Genomic DNA, 17,749 nt, shown 5'->3' on the forward strand with positions numbered 1-17,749 from the left:
GCGCGTGAGGAACGACGCCACGATCATACGCACGCGGTTGTGCATGAAGCCGGTCGCGGTCAGCTCGCGCATGCCGGCGTCGACGAGCGGGACGCCCGTCGTCCCCTCGCGCCAGCGGCGCAGCGCCGCCTCGTCGCGGCGCCAGCGGATCGCGAGCGGGCGCAGCGGCGTGTGGACGACGCCCGGCTCGGCGTGCAGGAGGTGGGCGAAGAAGTCGCGCCAGGCGAGCTCGCGCACCCACACGCGTACGCCGGCGGCGCGGGAGGGATCGCGCGCCGCCGCGGCGCGGGCGCGGCGCACCGCCTCGGCGCCGCCCAGCGTCCCCCAGCGCAGATGCGGCGAGAGGTGCGAGGTCGCATCCAGCGCCGGGAGGTCGCGCGCCGCGGGATAGGCCGCCACCTGGTGCGCGAGGAAGTCGGCGAGGCGCTGGCGCGCCGCCGCTTCACCGGCGGGCGGGAGCACGAACGCGGGGGCGGGCTCGGGCAGGTCGCGACCGACCCCACGGAGCGCCGCCGCGGGCACCCAGCGCGCCGGTGCCCGCACCGCCGCCGGCACGGGCAGCTCGGCCCAGGTGCGCGCGAACGCCGAGTAGACGCGATACGCGCCGCCGCTCCGCTGCGCACGGAGCCGGCCGGCTGCACGAGGGCGGCCTCCGCCGCGCGCACCGTGACGCCGTCGCGCTCGAGCGCGCGGGCGACGCGGCCTGCGCGCGCCCGCGCCGCCGGCTCGTGGCTCGCGGCATACGTCAGCACCGTCGCCCCGAGGCGCGCGGCGAGCGGCGGCAGCACGGCGGCGGGATCGCCCTCGAGCACGACGAGACGCGTGCCGCGCGCCCGCAATGCGGCGTCCAGCGCGCGCAGCGTCGCGTGCAGGAAGGCGATCCGGCGGCGCGCGGCGGCGTGGCGCGCGAGCACCGCCGGCACCAGCACGAAGGCGCCGGCGACCGCGCCCGCGGCGGCCGCCAGCGCGGGATTGTCGTCGAGCCGCAGATCGGAGGTGAACCAATGCAGCGACACCGGATCGCCGGACGCCATACGGCGGTGGTCGGGCTTTGCCGCCGTCGATGCAAGGTCGGCGCGCCGTCGCACCGCCCGGCACGATCGTCTATCGTCCCGCCCGTGTCGGTCACGACCGTGTCCGGCGGGGCTCCCGCCGTGGTGCTCGGCGGCGGCGTCGCGGGCCTGGCGGCGGCGCGGCTCGTGGCCCGACACGTCTCCCGCGTCGTCGTGCTCGAGCGCGACGTGCGCAGCGACGCCGCCGAGCCCGAGCTCGCGTTCCGCGACTGGGAGCGCCCCGGCGTACCGCAGTTCCGGCACTCGCACGCCTTCCTCGCCCGCCTGCGCCTCGTCCTGCTGGCGCACATGCCCGAGGTGCTCGAGCGCCTGCGCGAGATCGGCGTGCGCGAGATCACGCTCGCCGAGACCGCACCGCCCGGCCTCCTCGTCACCCCCGACGCCGCCGACGAGGACGTCGTCCTGCTCGCCTGCCGGCGCTCGACCTTCGAGTGGGCGCTGCGCGAGAGCGTGCGCGCGCTGCCGAACGTCGAGCTGCGCGAAGGCATGTTCGCCGCCGGGCTGGTGGCGGTGCCCGGCCCGCAGGCGCGCCCGCGGATCACCGGCGTACGCCTCGACGACGGCACCGTCGTGCCGGCGTCGTTCGTGGTCGACGCGCTCGGCCGCCGCTCGCCGGCGCCGGCGTGGCTGGCGTCGCTCGGCGCCGGCACGCCGCGCGAGCAGTCCACCGAGACCGGCATCTTCTACTACACGCGCTTCTACCGCCTGCGCCGCCACAAAGCGCCGCGCGGCACGACCGGCCTCGTCGCCGGCGACGCCGGCTGGGTGAAGCTGGCGATCTTCCCCGGCGACGCCGACACGTTCTCGATCACGGTCGGCACCCCGGTCGACGACGCGGCGCTGAAGCGCCTCGCCGACCCGGTCCAGTTCGAGCGTTTCGTCGCCGCCTTCCCGCAGCTGGCGCCGTGGCGCACCCGCGGCGTCTCGGAGCCGATCGGCGGTGACGCCGGCCCCGTGCGCGTCATGGGCCAGCTGAAGAACCGCATGCGCCACTTCGTCGACGACGGCGGCCCGCTCGCCGCCGGCCTCTTCGTCGTCGGCGACGCCGCCTACCACTCGAACCCGATCTACGGCCGCGGCTGCCCGAGCGCGATGGTGCAGGCGAGCCTCCTCGACGAGGTCCTCGGCCGCCACCCGCGCGACCTCGTCGCCGCCGCAGCCGGGCTGCACGCGCTGAGCGAGCAGCAGATCCGCCCGTTCTGGGAGGCCGCCGTCGCCTCCGACCGCCGCATGCGCGGCGAGACGGCGAGCCCGAACGGCGACACCGCCTTCCTCGCCGACCTCTCCGCCGCCGCGGTCAAGTTCGTCCTCGAGCGCGGCATCCTGCCGGCGACGCGCGTCGACCCGGTCGTCTTCCGCGGCCTGCTGCGCATCTTCCACATGCTCGACGGGCCGGAGGTGCTGCTGCGGGATCCGGAGATGCTGCTGCGGACGGTGCCGGTGCTGGCGCGGAGCGTGCTCGGGGTGGGGCCGGGGGGGGACTTCGAGTTCGTGCCGCGGGCTGCGGTGTTGGCGCGGTTGGATGCGGCGTGAGGGGGGGCGGGTGCGGGGCCGGGGTGGGGGCAGGCGTGGGGCCGCCGCTTCCGCTCCGGCTGCGTTCCGGCCGCGGCGGCGTCGCCCAGACCGTAGCGGCGCGTTCCGGTAACGCAGAGTCGCTCCAGCGGCGACCCCACGCCCGCCCCACCGACCTCGCAACGGGCTCACGGCGCCTCCCCGTCGCTGGGGCGCGTGCGCGCCGACCGTCGCGACGTCTCTCCCGCCCCTACGTCGCGCGCGCACGTCTTCCGGCGTCACGATGCGCGCGCAGCACCCCCGGTGGGGTTGCCGTCTCGAGATCGGATCGGCGGTGGCGCCCGTGTTGCGGGCGTGCGGACGCAGTGCAGGTCGGGACCTCGGCGCAGCGGGCGGGGCGGGAGCACGACCGTCGGTGACGGGGTGGGGACGGCGGGGCGGCACGCGGAGCGCTCTCGGCTGCTCGCCCGCACCGACCGCCGCCCGAGCACGCGCCGCACGCGGGCGACAGGCGCCAAGCGCGGCGTGTCGCCCCCGCGACCCGCCCCCCGACCGAGGCGACGCGACCGCGCCGAGGCGAGGAACCTCACGCCGCCCGCGCGGCGTACGCGACCCCCCGCGACACCAGCTCCTCGAAGAGCCGCAGCGGCCGCCGATCCGACAGCGCGTCCAGCTCCGGGTGCCACTGCACCGCGAGCACGAACGGATGCCGCTCGGACTCGACCGCTTCCACGACCCCGTCCTCGGCCCAGGCGACGGCGCGCAGGCCGCGGCCGAGGGTGCCGACGGCCTGGTGGTGGACGGACTGGACGGTGATGCGGTCCTCGCCGAAGAGGCGGCCGAGCCTGCTTTCGGCGTCGATGCGGACGCCGTGCTGGATGGGCTTCAGCTGCGGGGCGCGGTGGACGACCTGCTCGCCGAAGTGATCGGGGATGTGCGAGATCAGCGTGCCGCCGAGGGCGACGTTGAGGAGCTGCATGCCGCGGCAGACGCAGAGCACCGGCAGGCCGGGGCGCTGGAGCGCGGCGCGGGCCAGCGCCAGCTCGAAGCGGTCGCGCTCCGCGGAGATGCCGTAGTTGGCGTCGTGGTGGCCGCCGCCGTAGTGCGCGGGGTCGACGTCGCCGCCGCCGGGCAGGATGAGGCCGGCGATGGCGTCGAGCCCCTCCGGCACCTCGCACTCGACGGGCGGCAGGATGAGCGGGACGCCCCCTGCGAGCCGGACCACGTCCACGTACTCGCAGGGGACGGAGAAGGTCTGTCGCTCTCCCGCTCTGCCGTAGCTGGAGATGCCGATCAGCGGCCGCACGAGCTCGAACCTACCCGCCGGCCGCCTCGGTTCCAATCGGGACGAACCCGCCCGTCAGAGCGCGTCCGGCCCGCGCTCCCCGGTGCGGATGCGGATCGTCTCGTCGGCGGGCAGGACGAAGATCTTGCCGTCGCCGATCTGGCCCGATCGCGCCGCCGTCACGATGGCCTCGGTCACGGCGGCGACCTTCTCGTCGGAGACCAGGATCTCGAGCTTCATCTTGGGCAGGAACTCCACGACGTACTCGGCACCGCGGTACAGCTCGGTATGGCCCTTCTGGCGGCCGAACCCCTTCACCTCGGTGACGGTCATGCCCGCGATACCGATCTTCGCGAGCGCTTCCTTCACCTCGTCGAGCTTGAACGGCTTGATGATGGCTTCGATCTTCTTCATGACGCTCTCCCTTCCCGGCGGACATGCCGCCGCGGACGCCGCCTGCGGCGTGCCGGGCGGGACTCGCGAACCGTTCCTCCGATCCGCAACCACGTCAGCAGCCGCCCCAGCAGCGTGCGCTGCCGGCGCACCTGGGGGAACACGATGACGGTCGACGTGGCGGATGGTTGGGACACGAGGATCGCTCCTTCCCGTCCCGACAGGCAAGTCATGTGCCACCGCGGGCGGTTGGATTGGCGCGGCGGCGAGCAGCACGCCGCCCGGGAATGCCCGTACGGCCGGCAGCACCGCCCAGTCACCGGGCACCTCCCCTCGGCTCCGGGGACAAGGCGCGGGTCGCATGGTAGGAGGGCCGCCGATGAGCTTCCCGCGTCAGATCCCCGGCATCCCTTCCCGCTCCGCGCACCATGAGCTGCGCACCGACGTCGTCTTCGGGGAGGCCGGGGGCGAGCCGCTGCGCTTCGACCACTATCGCCCGCTCGGCACGACCGAGCCCGCACCGTGCGTCGTCTTCGTGCACGGCGGCGGCTGGGCGGCGGGCGACCCGAGCCAGGCCGCGGGCAACGCCCTCCACCTCGCCCGCCAGGGCATCGCGACCGTCTCCCTCTCCTACCGCCTGGCCCCGGGCCATCCCTTTCCGGCCGCGCTCGACGACGTCCGCACCGGGCTGCGCTGGGTGCGACGCCACGCCGACGAGCTCGGCGTCGATCCGGGCCGGCTCGCGCTGCTGGGCCTCTCGGCCGGCGCGCACCTCGTCATGCTGGCGCACCTCGGCCGCGCCGTCCCGTCCCTCGACCCGACGCTGCCCGCGGGGCTCGAGGCGGAGCTGGGCGACGTCGGCGAGGACGTGCGCTGCGTGATCGCGCACTACGGCCCCTACGACCTCGGCCGGCGGCGCAACGACACCATCGACGCCTTCCTCGGCCAGCGCGCCGGCGACGCGACCACGACGCGGCTCGTGTCCCCGGTCGTCCACGCCGCCGCCGCCACCGCGCCCGTCCAGCTCGTCCACGGTACGGCCGACACGGTCGTCTCCTGGCGCGAGTCGCAGCGCATGCACGACGCCCTCCAGGCCGCCGGCCGCGACAGCGAGATCTTGATCCTCGAGGGCGCGCCGCATGCCTTCCAGATCGACTGGGGCGGCGAGGCCAACCGGCGCGCCAACACCGCCATGGACGCCTTCCTCGCCCGCCACCTCGTCGGCACGTCGCGCGTCGCCGCCGCCTCATGAGCCAGCGCTACGCCCGCAGCCGCGCCCTCATGGCGCGCGCGAAGCGCGTCGTCCCGTCCGGCATCTACGGCCACCAGTCGCCGCGCATGCTCGTCCCCGACGCCTACCCCGCGTTCTTCGCGCGCGGCGCGGGCGCACGCATCTGGGACGTCGACGGCAACGAGTACGTCGACCTCATGTGCTCGTACGGGCCGATCGTCCTCGGCCACAACCACCCGAAGGTCGACGAGGCGGCGCGCCGGCAGGCGGCGCAGGGCAGCTGCTTCAACGGACCCGGCGCTGCGTGGGTCGACCTGGCCGAGCGGCTGGTGGCGCTGTCGCCGTGGGCGGGCTTCGCCGTGTTCGCGAAGAACGGGTCCGACGTCTGCACCTGGGCCGTGCAGGTCGCGCGCGAGACCACGGGCCGGCGCAAGGTGCTGGTCGCCGAGGGCGCGTACCACGGCACGCACGCATGGTGTGCGCCGATCCCGAGCGGCACGATGCCGGAGGATCGGGCCAACGTCGTCAGGTTCCGCTGGAACGACCTCGCCGACGTCGACCGCGCGCTCGCCGCCGCGGACGGCGACGTCGCCGCGATCATGGTCACCCCGTTCCGCCACGACGCCTTCCACGACCAGGAGCTGCCCGTCCCCGGCTTCTTCGACGGCCTGCGGAGCCGCTGCGACGCGCTCGGCGCCGTCCTGATCCTCGACGACGTGCGTGCCGGCTTCCGCCTGCACCTCGGCGACTCGGGCCAGGCCATGGGCCTGCGGCCCGACGTCGCCTGCTACTGCAAGGCGCTCGGCAACGGCTACCCGATCGCCGCCGCCGTGGGCGCCGACGCCCTCCGCCCCGCGGCGCAGCGGGTGTTCTTCACCGGCTCGTACTGGTTCAGCGCGGTCGAGATGGCCGCCGCCCTCGCCTGCCTGGCCGAGATCGAGGCGAGCGACGCCATCGCCCGCATGGCCGCGATGGGCACCCGCCTGCGTGACGGCCTCGCCCGCCAGGCCGCGGCGCATGGGCTGGCGATCACCCAGACCGGGCCGCCGCAGCTGCCCTTCCTCACCTTCGACGCCGACGCGGGCAGCTTCGAGCGCAGCCGGCGCTTCGCGGCCGCCTGCGCCCTCGGCGGCGTCTATCTGCATCCGCATCACAACTGGTTCGTGTCGGCCGCGTTCGGCGACGCGGAGCTCGCGCGCACGCTCGAGGTCACCGAGGAGGCGTTCGCCGCGATCGCGCGCGACCCCGCGTAGCCCGCGCCGTCAGGTTCGCGCGCGCCCCGGACGGATGGTACTCCTCCCCCGGGCATGTACGAGCGGTTCTTCGGGCTCGTGGACGCGCCGTTCCGGCTGACGCCGGATCCGCGCTACCTCTTCCTCTCCGCGAAGCACGCGGACGCGCTCGCCCACCTGCGCCTCGGCCTCTCCGAGTCGAGCGGCTTCGTCTGCATCACCGGCGACGTCGGCACCGGCAAGACCACCGTCCTGCGCCATTTCCTCTCCGACCTCGCCCCCGAGGTGCGCGCGGCCTACGTCGTCAACCCGACGCTGACGCCGCTCGAGCTGCTCCAGACCGTCAACGCCGAGTTCGGTCTGCCGTCGTCGAGCCACAGCCGCAAGGAGCTGATCGACGCGCTGAACGCGCACCTCCTGCGCCAGCGCGGCGAGGGCCGCGTCGCGGTGGTCGTGGTCGACGAGGCACAGGCGCTCGGCATCGACGTCCTCGAGCATCTGCGGCTGCTGTCGAACCTCGAAACCACCACCGAGAAGCTGCTGCGCGTGATTCTCGTCGGCCAACCGCAGCTGCGCACGCTGCTGCTGCACCCCGAGCTCGTGCAGCTGAACCAGCGCATCACGCTGCGCTGGCACATCGGTCCGCTCGACCGCGCCGAGACCGCCGCCTACGTCCGCCACCGGCTGCACGTCGCCAGCCGCGGCCAGGTGACGCAGCTCTTCTCGCCGCTCGCCCTGGCCGCGATCCACCGACGCTCGGGGGGCGTGCCGAGGCTCGTGAACATGCTCTGCCATCGCGCGATGCTGGCCGCGTTCGCGCGCGAGGAGCGCACCGTCGGCCTCCCCGCGGTGCGGCGCGCGTATCGCGAGGTCGCGAGCGTGCCCCTGCCGGTGCGGCGCACGTCGCGCCCGTGGATGGTGCCGGGGGGGCTCGCGGCGGCGGCGGGCGTCGCCGCGCTGGCGTGGATCGCCACCGGCGGCCTCGACGCCTGGCGCGCACCGGAGGCGACCGAGATCGCGGCGGTGGCGTCGGACGACCCACCGCCGGCAGCGCGGGTCGCCGGCGGCGAAGACGGGCGGCCGCCGGCGCGCCGGTCGTCGCCGCGGGGACGCCGGGGGCGCCGTCGCGGATGCGGGCGGCGCGGTTGCGGAGGCCTCCCCCGGCCGCAGCGGGCGGGACCGTGTCGGCGCCCACCACCATCGCCGCTGGAGCCGCCGAGCCGGCGACGGCGCCCGAGCAGCCCGCACCCGCGGCCGGCGCGGCACCGGCGGGCATGCTCGCCGTCGCGCTCGCACCGGCGCATCCGCAGGCCCCGGGTGCCGACCTCGTCGAGCGGCTGGTCGCGATGACGCCCGACGCCAGCGCGCGCGCCGCGCTCGGCACCGTGCTCGCCGCGTGGCGGCTCCGCCCGCTCGCCGCCGACGAGCCCGTGACGACCGGTGATCTCGCCACCGTCGCCCAGCGCCGCGGCCTCGAGCACCTGGCGATCACCGGCAACCTCGGCATGCTGCGGCTGCTCGACGTGCCTGCGCTGCTCGAGCTGAACCCGCCCGGCACCGGCGCGCCGCGCTGGGCGGCGATGGTCAGCCTGCGGGACGGCGTGCCGCTCATCAGCGGCGGCGGCGGCGCACCCGAGCCGGTCGGCACCGGCACGCTCGAGCACATGTGGTACGGCCAGGCGCACGTCTTCTGGCGTGACTTCGAGGCCCTCGGCCCAACGCCCCTCGACGCGACCTCGCGCGGCGTCCGCGTCGCCCGCCTGCAGTCGCTCCTCGCGCGCATCGGCCACTACGCGGGGGCCGACAACGGGCAGTTCGACGCCCGCACCCAGGCCGCGGTGGTCGACTTCCAGCGCTCGCGCTACGTCGTCGCCGACGGCATCGTCGGCCCGCTCACCCGCGTCGTGCTGTACGCCGCCGCCGGCGGATACCCGCGCCCGTCCCTGCTCGGCGTGCCCGCGGCGGAGGAGCCGGCCGAACCCGGAACCGCGCCGGGCCTCGAGGCGACGGCGCCCGCGGAGCCCGCCGTCGCCGTGGAGGCGGCCGTCGCCGGGCGACGCCGGAGGCGGCCGCATCGACCGGCGCACCCGCCCCGCCCGCCGCCGACGTGCCGGCGCTGGCCGAGGCAGAACCGGCTGCGGAACCGGCGCACGACGCGGCCGCGCCGCCGGGCGGCGTCGCCGCACCGCCTACCGCCGAGGGCGCGCAGGAGGACGCGTCGTGAGCTCGATCCTCGACGCGCTCGCGAAGCTCGAGCGCTCCGGCGACGCGGCCCCGATCGCGGCGCCGGGCGCCCCGCTGCCGCCCCGTCGCGCGGCGGCCGCCGCCCGCTCGTGATCGGGCTCGTGGTGAAGCGCGTTCGTGGCGGGAGCAGGCATCGCCGCGTTGCTGGCACGGCGCGACGGCGAGCCCGCGAAGACGGTCGCGGCCGCAACGGGCGACGCGGACCGCGGCGCTCCGCCGGCCGCGGCAGCGACGGCCGGCGCGGCGAGCGCGCGCGCCGCGCCGGCGCCCGCCACGGCGCCCGCGAGCGCCGCACTCCGGGGAGCGGCGCGGCCGCGGCGAGCCCCGCCGGCGACCCGTCAGAGACGGCCGCCGCCGCGCCGGCACCGCCCGCGGCGCCATCGGCCGCGCCCGCCGCACCGGCGTTCGCGTCCGGCGCGCCACCGCCCGATCCGCCCGCCGAGGCGGCCACCCCGCTGCCCGTGCCACCGCCCGTGCAGGTGCCGGCGATGGCGGAGCGCCCGTGGGCACACCCGACGCCGGACGTCGCGACCACCGACGCCCCCGACGGCCGTCTCGCGGTGGCGCTCGTGCCGCGCACCGCCATGCCCCGGCCCGATCTCGACGACGCCATCGAGCCCGTCACCCGCTCGCGCGCGCCGAGCGGCGCGCCCGCGGTGCGGCTGAGCTTCCTGCTCTACTCGTCGAGCGCCGAGCGGCGCAGCGTCGCGCTGCAGATCGAGGGCAGCCTCGCCACCCTGCACGAGGGTGACGAGGCGTCCGGTGTGGTCGTCGAGCGCATCCTTCCGGATCGCGCCGAGCTGAGCTGGAACGGCGAGCGCTTCACCGTCCGGGCCCGCGACTGAACGGGTGTCAGCCCCAGTTGTTGCGGCGGCGGCGCGGGCCGTTCGCTGCGGCGCGCGGCTCGGCGCCCGGCTGCGAGCCGCTGGCGCCGTGGCGCGGCCCGGCATGTCCGCCGGCGCCCGGCCGCGGGCCGCCGTAGCCGCTGCCGCTCGGACGCGGCCCCGCGTATCCGTTCCCGGCGGGCCGCGGTCCGCCGTGTCCACCGCGCGCGCGGGCCGCCGTACGAGCGCGGCTGCGGCCACGCCGCGGCGAGCGCCGGCCGGCGCGTGATGCCGCCCCGCCGCATGGTGCAGCGGCTCCGGCTCCGGCGGCGGCGCGCCGTAGTCGAAGCCCTCGACGCGCTTGCGTGCCAGCGGCGCACCCAGCGCGCGCTCGATCGCGCGCACTGTGCCGCCGTCCTCGCGGGTGACGAAGGTGAACGCGTCGCCCGTCCGCTCCGCGCGGCCCGTGCGGCCGCTGCGGTGCACGTAGGCGTCGACCGTGTCCGGCACGTCGTAGTTGATGACGTGCGAGACCGTGGAGACGTCGATGCCGCGCGCGGCGATGTCGGTCGCGACCAGGATGCGCACGCTGCCGTCGCGGAAGCCGGTGATGGCACGCTGGCGCTGGCCCTGGCTCAGGTTGCCCTGGAGGGCGGCGGTGGCGTGGCCGACGGCCTTCAGCTGGTGCGCGAGCCGCGTCGCACGGTGCTTCGTGCGCGTGAAGACGAGCACCGAGCCGACGTCGAGGCGGTCGAGCAGGACCTTCAGCAGATCCGTCTTCCGATGCCCCTCGACCGGGTACACCGCGTGCGACACCGTGCTCGCCGGCTTCGGGCGATCGACCTCGACCGTGACCGCATCGGTGGTCAGCTCGCGCGTCAGCTGGCGGACCTCGTCGGGCATGGTCGCCGAGAACAGCAGCGTCTGACGCTGCGTCGGCAGCTGCCGCACGACGCGGCGGATGTCGGGTAGGAAGCCCATGTCGAGCATGCGGTCGGCCTCGTCGAGGACGAGCACCTCGAGGGCGCGCGCGTCGACGGCACGACCGGCCATCTGGTCGAGAAGACGACCCGGGCACGCCACCGCGATGTCGGCGCCGCGCAGGTTCTTGCGCTGCGAGAACATCGGCACGCCGCCGTAGACGGTGGCGCTGCGCAGGCCGGTGCGGCCGGCGAGCGCGACGATCGACTGGTGGATCTGCTCGGCGAGCTCGCGCGTCGGCGCCAGGATCAGGGCGCGCAGGCGGCCGCGCGGGCCGGGCAGCAGGCGCTGCAGGATCGGCAGCACGAACGCCGCCGTCTTGCCGGTACCGGTCTGGGCGAGGCCGATGACGTCATGGCCGTCGAGCACGACCGGGATGGCGCGCTGCTGGATCGGGGTCGGCTTCTCGTAGCCGAGCTCGCGCACCGAGCCGGCGAGGCGCCGGTCGAGCGCAAAGGTGTCGAAAGTGGACAAGGGTACTCCTGGGTTGAGGTCGCTGCTCCGGATCGGTGCCCTGAGTGGCGAGCGATGAGGCAGGCACCGGACTGAAGGGGAGAAGCGAAACTCCGCCGCAGAACACTCTCGTCCGATCGACGGGAGGCGGGGCCCACGAAACAGGCGCCACCCTACGTGGCCCGGCCCTCCGGTGCAATGCGCGGCGTCACGGGCCGACGCCCTACCCCAGGTGTCCCGCCGCGACGGCCGCCCGAGGCGGCGGCGCCGGACGCCGCGGAGCCCGGGGCGTTGCGGCCGGCTTCGCCTGCCGCAGCGCCTCGCGCAGGAAGCGTCCCGTGTGGCTGCCGGCGACGCGCGCGACCTCCTCCGGGGTGCCGGTCGCGACGATGCGCCCGCCCGCGTCGCCGCCCTCGGGTCCGAGATCGACGACGTGGTCGGCGCAGCGGATGACGTCGAGGTGGTGCTCGATGACGACCACCGTGTTGCCGGCGTCGACGAGCCGATCGAGCACGTGGAGCAGCTTGCGCAGGTCGTCGAAGTGGAGGCCGGTCGTCGGCTCGTCGAGCACGTACACGGTGCGGCCGGTCATCGGCTTCGACAGCTCGCGCGCCAGCTTGATGCGCTGCGCCTCGCCGCCGGACAGGGTCGGCGACGGCTGCCCGAGCTTCAGATAGCCGAGCCCCACCTCGGCGAGCGTGCGCAACCCGGGCAGCACGCGCGGCTGGTTCGCGAAGACCTCGAGCGCCTGCGTCACCGGCAGGTCGAGCACCTCGGCGACGTCGAGGCCCTTGAAGCGCACGCGCAGGGTGGCGTCGTTGAAGCGGCGGCCGCGGCAGACCTCGCAGGGCACGAAGACGTCGGCGAGAAAATGCATCTCGATGCGGCGCACGCCGTCGCCCTCGCACGCCTCGCAGCGCCCGCCCTTGACGTTGAACGAGAAGCGGCCGGGCCCGTAGCCGAACGTGCGCGCCTCGGTCGTCATCGCGAAGACGTCGCGGACGGCGTCGAACACCTTCGTGTAGGTCGCCGGGTTGCTGCGCGGTGTGCGGCCGATCGGGCGCTGGTCGATGCCGATGATCTTGTCGACGTGCTCGACGCCGCGGAGCGCGTCGTGCGCGCCGGGAACGTCCTGACCGCCGTGCAGCGCGCGCGCCAGCGCCGGGCGCAGGACGGCGTTTACGAGCGTGCTCTTGCCGGCGCCCGAGACGCCGGTGACGGCGATCAGCGTGCCGAGCGGCAGGTCGACGCTGACGTCCTTCAGATTGTGCTCGCGCGCGCCCTCGAGGCGCAACGTCTTGCCGCTGCCCGCACGGCGGCGCGCGGGCGTCGGGATCGCGAGGCGGCCCGAAAGGTAGCGCCCGGTGAGCGACGCCGCGCGCCGCAGCGACGCGACCGTGCCCGCGTGCACGACCTCGCCGCCCGCCGTGCCGGCGCCGGGGCCGAAGTCGACGACGTAGTCGGCCGCCTCGATGGTGTCGCGGTCGTGCTCGACGACCAGCACCGTGTTGCCGAAGTCGCGCAGGCGGCGCAGCGTCGCGAGCAGGCGGTCGTTGTCGCGCTGGTGAAGGCCGATCGACGGCTCGTCGAGCACGTAGAGGACGCCCGTCAGCTCGCTGCCGATCTGGCTCGCGAGGCGGATGCGCTGGCTCTCCCCCCCGGAGAGCGACGGCCCGGGCCGGTCGAGGCTCAGGTAGCCGAGGCCGACGTTCAGGAGGAAGCCGAGGCGCGCGTCGATCTCCTTCTGCACCTCGGTGGCGATCTGCCGCTCCGCCGCGCCGAGCCGGAGGCCCAGGACGAAGTCGCGCGCCTCCGCGATCGTGAGCCCGGACACCTCCGGCAACGAGCGCCCGCCGACGGTGACCGCGCACGACTCCGGCCGCAGCCGCCGGCCGTCGCACGTCGAGCAGCGCGCCTCGGACAGATACTGCATGTACCAGCGGCGCATGCCCTCGCTCTTCGTCTGCCGGAAGCGACGGTAGAGCTCGTTCAGCACGCCCTCGAACGAGCGCTGCCACTCGAGCTTGCCCGACGCGAACTTCATCGTCATCGCGATCTTCCTGCCGCGCGAGCCATGCAGCAGGAGGTCGCGATGCCTGGCCGGCAGCTCGCTCCACGGCCGGTCGAGGTCGATGCCGAACTCGGCGGCGACCTTGGCGATGATGCCGCCGGTCCAGCTGTCGGCCTTCATCACGTTGGCCCAGGGCTCGATGGCGCCGCCGCGCACGGTCTTCGTCGGGTCCGGCACGACCAGCGCCGGATCCATCTCCGGCTTGGTGCCGAGACCGTTGCAGTCGGCGCACATGCCGAGCGGCGAGTTGAACGAGAAGCTCTGCGGCGTCGGCTCCGGGAAGCCCTGGTCGCAGGCATGGCACCACAGCGCCTCGGAGAAGAGCCGCTCGTCGCCGCCGACGATCTGGCACCACAGCCGGCCGTTGCCGCGTCGCAGGCCGGTCTCGACCGAGTCGGTGACGCGGGCGCGCGGGAAGGCGCCGTCGACGCCGATCGCGAGGCGGTCGATGACGACGTCGATCGTGTGCTTCCGCTTCTTGTCGAGGACGGGCAGCTCGTCCTGCGCGACCACCTGGCCGTCGATGCGGAAGCGTGCGAAGCCGGCGCCGAGGGCTTCGTCGATCAGCCCCTGATGCTCGCCCTTACGGTTGTCGACGAGGCGCGCGAGCAGCAGGAAACGCGTGCCCGCGGGCAGCGCCGCCAGCCGGTCGACGATCTCCGCCGCCGACAGCCGCTCGACCGGTGCGCCGCACTGGTGGCAGTGCTGGCGCCCGATGCGCGCCCACAGGACGCGGAGATAGTCGGCGACCTCGGTGATGGTGCCGACCGTCGAGCGCGGGTTGTTGCTGGCCGCCTTCTGCTCGATCGAGATCGTCGGCGAGAGGCCGCGGATGTGGTCGTAGCGCGGCTTCTCCATCTGGCCGAGGAACTGGCGCGCATACGCCGACAGCGACTCGACGTAGCGCCGCTGGCCCTCGGCGTAGATCGTGTCGAACGCCAGCGACGACTTCCCCGAGCCCGACGGCCCGGTGAAGACGACGAGCTGGTGCTTCGGGAGCCGGACCGAGACCTTCTTCAGGTTGTGCTCGGCGGCGCCGCGGACCTCGAGGAACTCGCGCTTGGGCGGCATGATGCGGGGAGGGAGTGTGGTGCGTCCGCCCGGATGCGGCAAGACCGCCCTGCGCCGCACGCCGGCGCCGCCCCACGGGCGATCACTCGTCCTCCCTGGGGACCTTCGCGTCGCGCGCCACCGACGCCAGCTTCTGGTACGCGTCGCGGACCGCATCGAGCTCCTTCTCGTCGAGCTCTTCGAGGTCGAGCAGCGCGTCGTCGGCCTCGCGGATGGCGCGGATCAGCTCGTCGAGCTTCACCTGGAGCGCCTCGGTGTCGCGGTTCTGGCGGCCCAGACGACGATGATGCCGACGGCGCCCACGAACGTCGTCGGCCGCCCCGCCGCCCGCGACGTCCACTTCGCGAGCTGCGTGAACCAGGAGTGGCTCTTCGACGGCCGCATGCCGAGGCCATAGCGCGCACTGCCCGGCGCGCACAGACCGGTCGGCCACTCGACAGGCGCACCGTGCGTAGTAGGGTCGCAGCGGTCTGCCACGACGGCGGCGCCGACGGGAGGGGCACGAGCGATGGGCGTGAAGGTTCAGGTGGTCTTCTACTCGACGTACGGACACGTCTGGCGCATGGCCGAGGCCGTTGCCGAGGGTGCGAAGCGCGTCGCGGGCGCGGAGGTCACGCTGCTGCAGGTGCCCGAGACGCTCCCGGCCGACGTGCTCGAGAAGATGGGCGCCAGCAGAGCGCGCGCGACGTTCGCGCACGTCCCCGTCGCCGAGGCCGATAGGCTCGCCGACGCCGACGCGATCATCTTCGGCACCCCCACCCGCTTCGGCAACATGTGCGGCCAGATGCGCGCCTTCCTCGACCAGACCGGCAAGCTCTGGGCCCGGGGCGCCCTCGTCGGCAAGGTCGGCAGCGTCTTCGCGTCGTCGAATACCCAGCACGGCGGGCAGGAATCGACCATCCTCACCTTCCACCCGACGCTCCTCCACCACGGCTTCGTCGTCGTCGGCCTGCCCTACTCCGAGCAGCGCCAGATGACGATGGACGAGATCACCGGCGGCTCTCCCTACGGCGCTTCCACGATCGCCGGGGTCGACGGCTCCCGCCAGCCGAGCGACAACGAGCTCGCCATGGCCCGCTACCAGGGCACGCACGTCACCGAGATCGCGAAGAAGCTCGTGGCGCAGTAACGCCACCAGACAGGGGGACGGTCGCGACGGCCCGCCGCCCGTGCGGCATCGCGCACGCGGGGCGGGGTTCACTCCGCGTTCGTATCCGGGTCGTCGATCACGAAGAGCCACGTCCCGTCCGCCTGCCTCCGCACCACCTCGCGCGCCCGCCCCGCGAGCGTGATCGGCTCGCCGCCGCCGGGCGGCGTCAGCGTCGCCTGCCAGGCATTGTAGAGCAGCGCGACGTCGCCACCCGTGACGACGTGGTGCACGTTCATCACCATGGCCGGACGCATCGCGACCAGCGCCGCGATCTCGTCGCGGATCGCCGCGTGGCCGGTCGCCGACGAGCGATCCTGCCGGATGAGCGTGCCGGTGGGCTCGTAGAGGGCGACGACGCCGTCGACGTCGCCCGCGTTGACGCGCTCGGCGAAGAGCCGGTCGACGTCGGTGGGAGCCTGCGCCTTCTCGCGCGTGGTCATGGACCCTCCTGCGATCAGCCGGGCGCCTTCGCGTCGAGCGCGGCACGCATGGTCGGGTTGTCGATGCAGAAGCGCAGGGCGACGACGCGGCCGTCGCGTAGCTGCCAGAAGTGCGCGACCGGCACGTCGAACGACGCCCCGTTGGCGTGCACGGTGCCGCGCGTCCAACCGACGGCGACGACCTGGTCGCCGGCGTCGATCCAGCGATCGACGGTGACCGCCGACGCGATGTTCGCGCTCAGCGTCGCGAAGAACTGCATCGCGCCCTCGTGCCCGCGGTACGACCCGCCCCACGGCACCTCGGTGGACTGCTCGATGGTCACGTCCTCGGCGAGGAGCGCGAGGACGCCGGGGACGTCGCGGGTGCGGAAGCCGTCGTAGATGCGGGCGACGAGCTCGACGTTGGCGCGCGGCATGTCCGGCTTGTGCGCCGGAACCGGTGGTCATGCAAGACCGCGCGCCGCCTTCTCCCCCGCGCGCAGGCCGATGTCGGTCATGATCTTCGCGGCGAGACGCGGCGACACACGCTGGATGTAGAGCAGCAGGCGATTCGACGCGCCCGCGAGGAAGCTCGGCCGCCCCCGCCGCAACGTGCGGACCAGCTCCTCGCCGACCCAGTCCGGCGTGAAGACGCGCGGCCCCTCGAGCGGCATCGCCGATTCCGTGCTGGTGTGCGGTGGGCCGAAGACCATGATGCGCACGCCGCTGCCCGCGAGCTCGCCGCGCAGCGCCTCCGACAGCGCCACGACCGCAGCCTTCGCCGAGCAGTACGCGGCGGCCGACGGCATCGGTACCCAGGCGAGCGTCGAGGCGATGTTCATGACGGTGCCGCCGCCCTGCGCGAGCATCGCCGGCAGGACGGCGCGCGTCACGCGCTCCATGCCGAAGAGGTGCACCTCGAACATGGCGCGGGTGGCCGCGCCATCGCGCGCCGCCCAGAAGCCGAGCGGTCCCGCGTTGCCGGCGTTGTTGACGAGGACGTCGATGCGGCCCCGGCGCGCGACGATCGTCGCGACGGCCGCGGCGACCGACGCGTCCGACGTCACGTCCATCGGCACCGCGAAGGCGTCGCCGCCGGCGGCCGTGATCGCGGCGACGGCGGCGGCGAGCCTGTCCTCCGAGCGCGCGGCGAGCACCACGCGCGCGCCGGCCCGCGCCAGCGCCTGCGCACTCGCGAGCCCGATGCCGCTCGACGCTCCCGTCACCACGACGACCTTGCCGCGGATGACCACCGTCACGTGCGCTCTCCTCTGCCGCGCGACAGCGCACGGCGGCTGCGGCGGATCCAGGCGAGCTCCATGTCGCACCAGTCGAGACCGTGCTCGATCGCCAGGATCCACAGCGTGCGCTCGCGCGCCGAGCGTGCGAGCGCGAAGATGCCCGGGCTCTTCAGACGCGCGGCGTAGTCGCGCCGCGTGACCTCGATGCCCTCGGCGTAGCGGGCGAGCAATGCGTCGACCGCCGCGGGCGGGGCAGCCGCCGCGAAGACGACCTTCAAGAGCAGCGGATGGCGGAGCTGGAGCGGCTCCAGCGGCTCGGCGAGCCAGGCGTCGAGCGCCGCGCGGCCGCCGGCGGTGAGGGCATACACCTTCCGGTCCGGCTTGCCCTCGCCGGGCTGGCGCTCGGGCTCGACGAGCCGCTCGCGCTCCAGCGTGTGCAGCTCGCGATAGATCTGGCTCTGGGTCGCCGACCAGAACGAGCCCACCGAGCCGTCGAAGCGCTGCTTCAGGGTGTAGCCGCTGCACGGCTCGAGGGAGAGGAAGCCGAGAATCGCCCCGCGCAACGACAT

Annotated in this window: 13 protein-coding genes and 2 pseudogenes; 5 read left to right on the forward strand and 10 right to left on the reverse strand. The window is 74.7% G+C overall.

Features of this window, described 5'->3' with window-relative positions; translation table 11 throughout:
- Positions 1 to 59 precede the first annotated feature (59 nt).
- Entirely contained in the window at positions 60 to 1,034 is a 975-nt protein-coding gene (locus KIT14_00590; GenBank protein ID MCW5889026.1) for a deoxyribodipyrimidine photo-lyase, read from the reverse strand.
- An 84-nt stretch (positions 1,035 to 1,118) separates the two neighbouring features.
- Between KIT14_00590 and KIT14_00595 the strand changes: the two genes are divergently transcribed.
- Positions 1,119 to 2,606, forward strand: coding sequence for an FAD-dependent oxidoreductase (locus KIT14_00595; GenBank protein MCW5889027.1), 1,488 nt, complete (start codon positions 1,119 to 1,121; stop codon positions 2,604 to 2,606).
- A 565-nt stretch (positions 2,607 to 3,171) separates the two neighbouring features.
- Here the strand turns inward: KIT14_00595 and KIT14_00600 are convergent.
- Positions 3,172 to 3,891 (reverse strand): gamma-glutamyl-gamma-aminobutyrate hydrolase family protein, encoded by a 720-nt coding sequence (locus KIT14_00600; protein MCW5889028.1) that lies wholly within the window; start codon positions 3,889 to 3,891, stop codon positions 3,172 to 3,174.
- 54 nt (positions 3,892 to 3,945) lie between these two features.
- Positions 3,946 to 4,284, reverse strand: a complete 339-nt coding sequence (locus KIT14_00605) for a P-II family nitrogen regulator (GenBank protein MCW5889029.1) — start codon at positions 4,282 to 4,284, stop codon at positions 3,946 to 3,948.
- A gap of 358 nt (positions 4,285 to 4,642) precedes the next feature.
- Between KIT14_00605 and KIT14_00610 the strand changes: the two genes are divergently transcribed.
- The 3 genes from KIT14_00610 to KIT14_00620 all read left to right on the forward strand — a co-directional run bounded on the left by KIT14_00610 (position 4,643) and on the right by KIT14_00620 (position 9,815).
- Positions 4,643 to 5,515, forward strand: a complete 873-nt coding sequence (locus KIT14_00610; GenBank protein ID MCW5889030.1) for an alpha/beta hydrolase — start codon at positions 4,643 to 4,645, stop codon at positions 5,513 to 5,515.
- Positions 5,512 to 6,747 (forward strand): aminotransferase class III-fold pyridoxal phosphate-dependent enzyme, encoded by a 1,236-nt coding sequence (locus KIT14_00615; GenBank protein ID MCW5889031.1) that lies wholly within the window; start codon positions 5,512 to 5,514, stop codon positions 6,745 to 6,747. Before KIT14_00610 ends, KIT14_00615 begins: the two co-directional genes overlap by 4 nt.
- A 1,160-nt stretch (positions 6,748 to 7,907) precedes the next feature.
- Positions 7,908 to 9,815: a peptidoglycan-binding protein gene (locus KIT14_00620; protein MCW5889032.1), complete on the forward strand. Its 1,908-nt coding sequence runs from the start codon at positions 7,908 to 7,910 to the stop codon at positions 9,813 to 9,815.
- Between the two features lie 297 nt (positions 9,816 to 10,112).
- Here the strand turns inward: KIT14_00620 and KIT14_00625 are convergent.
- The 3 genes and pseudogenes from KIT14_00625 to KIT14_00635 form a co-directional block, all read right to left on the reverse strand.
- Positions 10,113 to 11,249 (reverse strand): annotated as a pseudogene (locus tag KIT14_00625) (DEAD/DEAH box helicase).
- A gap of 202 nt (positions 11,250 to 11,451) precedes the next feature.
- On the reverse strand, positions 11,452 to 14,370 hold the full coding sequence (gene uvrA, locus KIT14_00630; protein MCW5889033.1) for an excinuclease ABC subunit UvrA: 2,919 nt from the start codon (positions 14,368 to 14,370) through the stop codon (positions 11,452 to 11,454).
- A gap of 82 nt (positions 14,371 to 14,452) precedes the next feature.
- Positions 14,453 to 14,754: pseudogene (locus tag KIT14_00635) on the reverse strand (low affinity iron permease family protein).
- A 130-nt stretch (positions 14,755 to 14,884) separates the two neighbouring features.
- Here KIT14_00635 and wrbA point away from each other — a divergent pair.
- The gene (wrbA, locus tag KIT14_00640) at positions 14,885 to 15,499 is read left to right on the forward strand and encodes an NAD(P)H:quinone oxidoreductase (protein ID MCW5889034.1); all 615 of its coding nucleotides are present in this window, start codon (positions 14,885 to 14,887) and stop codon (positions 15,497 to 15,499) included.
- Positions 15,500 to 15,567: 68 nt separating this feature from the next.
- Here wrbA and KIT14_00645 read toward each other — a convergent pair whose 3' ends face one another.
- From KIT14_00645 to KIT14_00660, 4 genes are read right to left on the reverse strand one after another with little or no spacing between them, the layout of a single operon-like run.
- The gene (locus tag KIT14_00645; GenBank protein ID MCW5889035.1) at positions 15,568 to 15,960 is read right to left on the reverse strand and encodes an SgcJ/EcaC family oxidoreductase; all 393 of its coding nucleotides are present in this window, start codon (positions 15,958 to 15,960) and stop codon (positions 15,568 to 15,570) included.
- A gap of 14 nt (positions 15,961 to 15,974) precedes the next feature.
- Complete coding sequence (locus KIT14_00650; GenBank protein MCW5889036.1) at positions 15,975 to 16,376, reverse strand: nuclear transport factor 2 family protein; 402 nt, start codon at positions 16,374 to 16,376, stop codon at positions 15,975 to 15,977.
- 27 nt (positions 16,377 to 16,403) lie between these two features.
- Entirely contained in the window at positions 16,404 to 17,198 is a 795-nt protein-coding gene (locus tag KIT14_00655) for an SDR family NAD(P)-dependent oxidoreductase (protein ID MCW5889037.1), read from the reverse strand.
- Positions 17,195 to 17,749 carry a PadR family transcriptional regulator gene (locus KIT14_00660; protein MCW5889038.1) on the reverse strand — a complete coding sequence of 185 codons (555 nt, stop codon included), beginning with the start codon at positions 17,747 to 17,749 and terminating at the stop codon, positions 17,195 to 17,197. Before KIT14_00660 ends, KIT14_00655 begins: the two co-directional genes overlap by 4 nt.

The sequence above is a fragment of the bacterium genome, from assembly GCA_026129405.1.
GTDB lineage: Bacteria > Desulfobacterota > Binatia > DP-6 > DP-6 > JAHCID01.

Bases quoted from the DNA above. Each gene is read 5' to 3' on its own strand.
- KIT14_00590 (MCW5889026.1), bottom strand. From the start codon at position 1,034: ATGGCGTCCGGCGATCCGGTGTCGCTGCATTGGTTCACCTCCGATCTG.
- KIT14_00660 (MCW5889038.1), bottom strand. From the start codon at position 17,749: ATGTCGTTGCGCGGGGCGATTCTCGGCTTCCTCTCCCTCGAGCCGTGC.
- KIT14_00610 (MCW5889030.1), top strand. From the start codon at position 4,643: ATGAGCTTCCCGCGTCAGATCCCCGGCATCCCTTCCCGCTCCGCGCAC.
- KIT14_00650 (MCW5889036.1), bottom strand. From the start codon at position 16,376: ATGCCGCGCGCCAACGTCGAGCTCGTCGCCCGCATCTACGACGGCTTC.
- KIT14_00605 (MCW5889029.1), bottom strand. From the start codon at position 4,284: ATGAAGAAGATCGAAGCCATCATCAAGCCGTTCAAGCTCGACGAGGTG.
- uvrA (MCW5889033.1), bottom strand. From the start codon at position 14,370: ATGCCGCCCAAGCGCGAGTTCCTCGAGGTCCGCGGCGCCGCCGAGCAC.
- KIT14_00615 (MCW5889031.1), top strand. From the start codon at position 5,512: ATGAGCCAGCGCTACGCCCGCAGCCGCGCCCTCATGGCGCGCGCGAAG.
- KIT14_00645 (MCW5889035.1), bottom strand. From the start codon at position 15,960: ATGACCACGCGCGAGAAGGCGCAGGCTCCCACCGACGTCGACCGGCTC.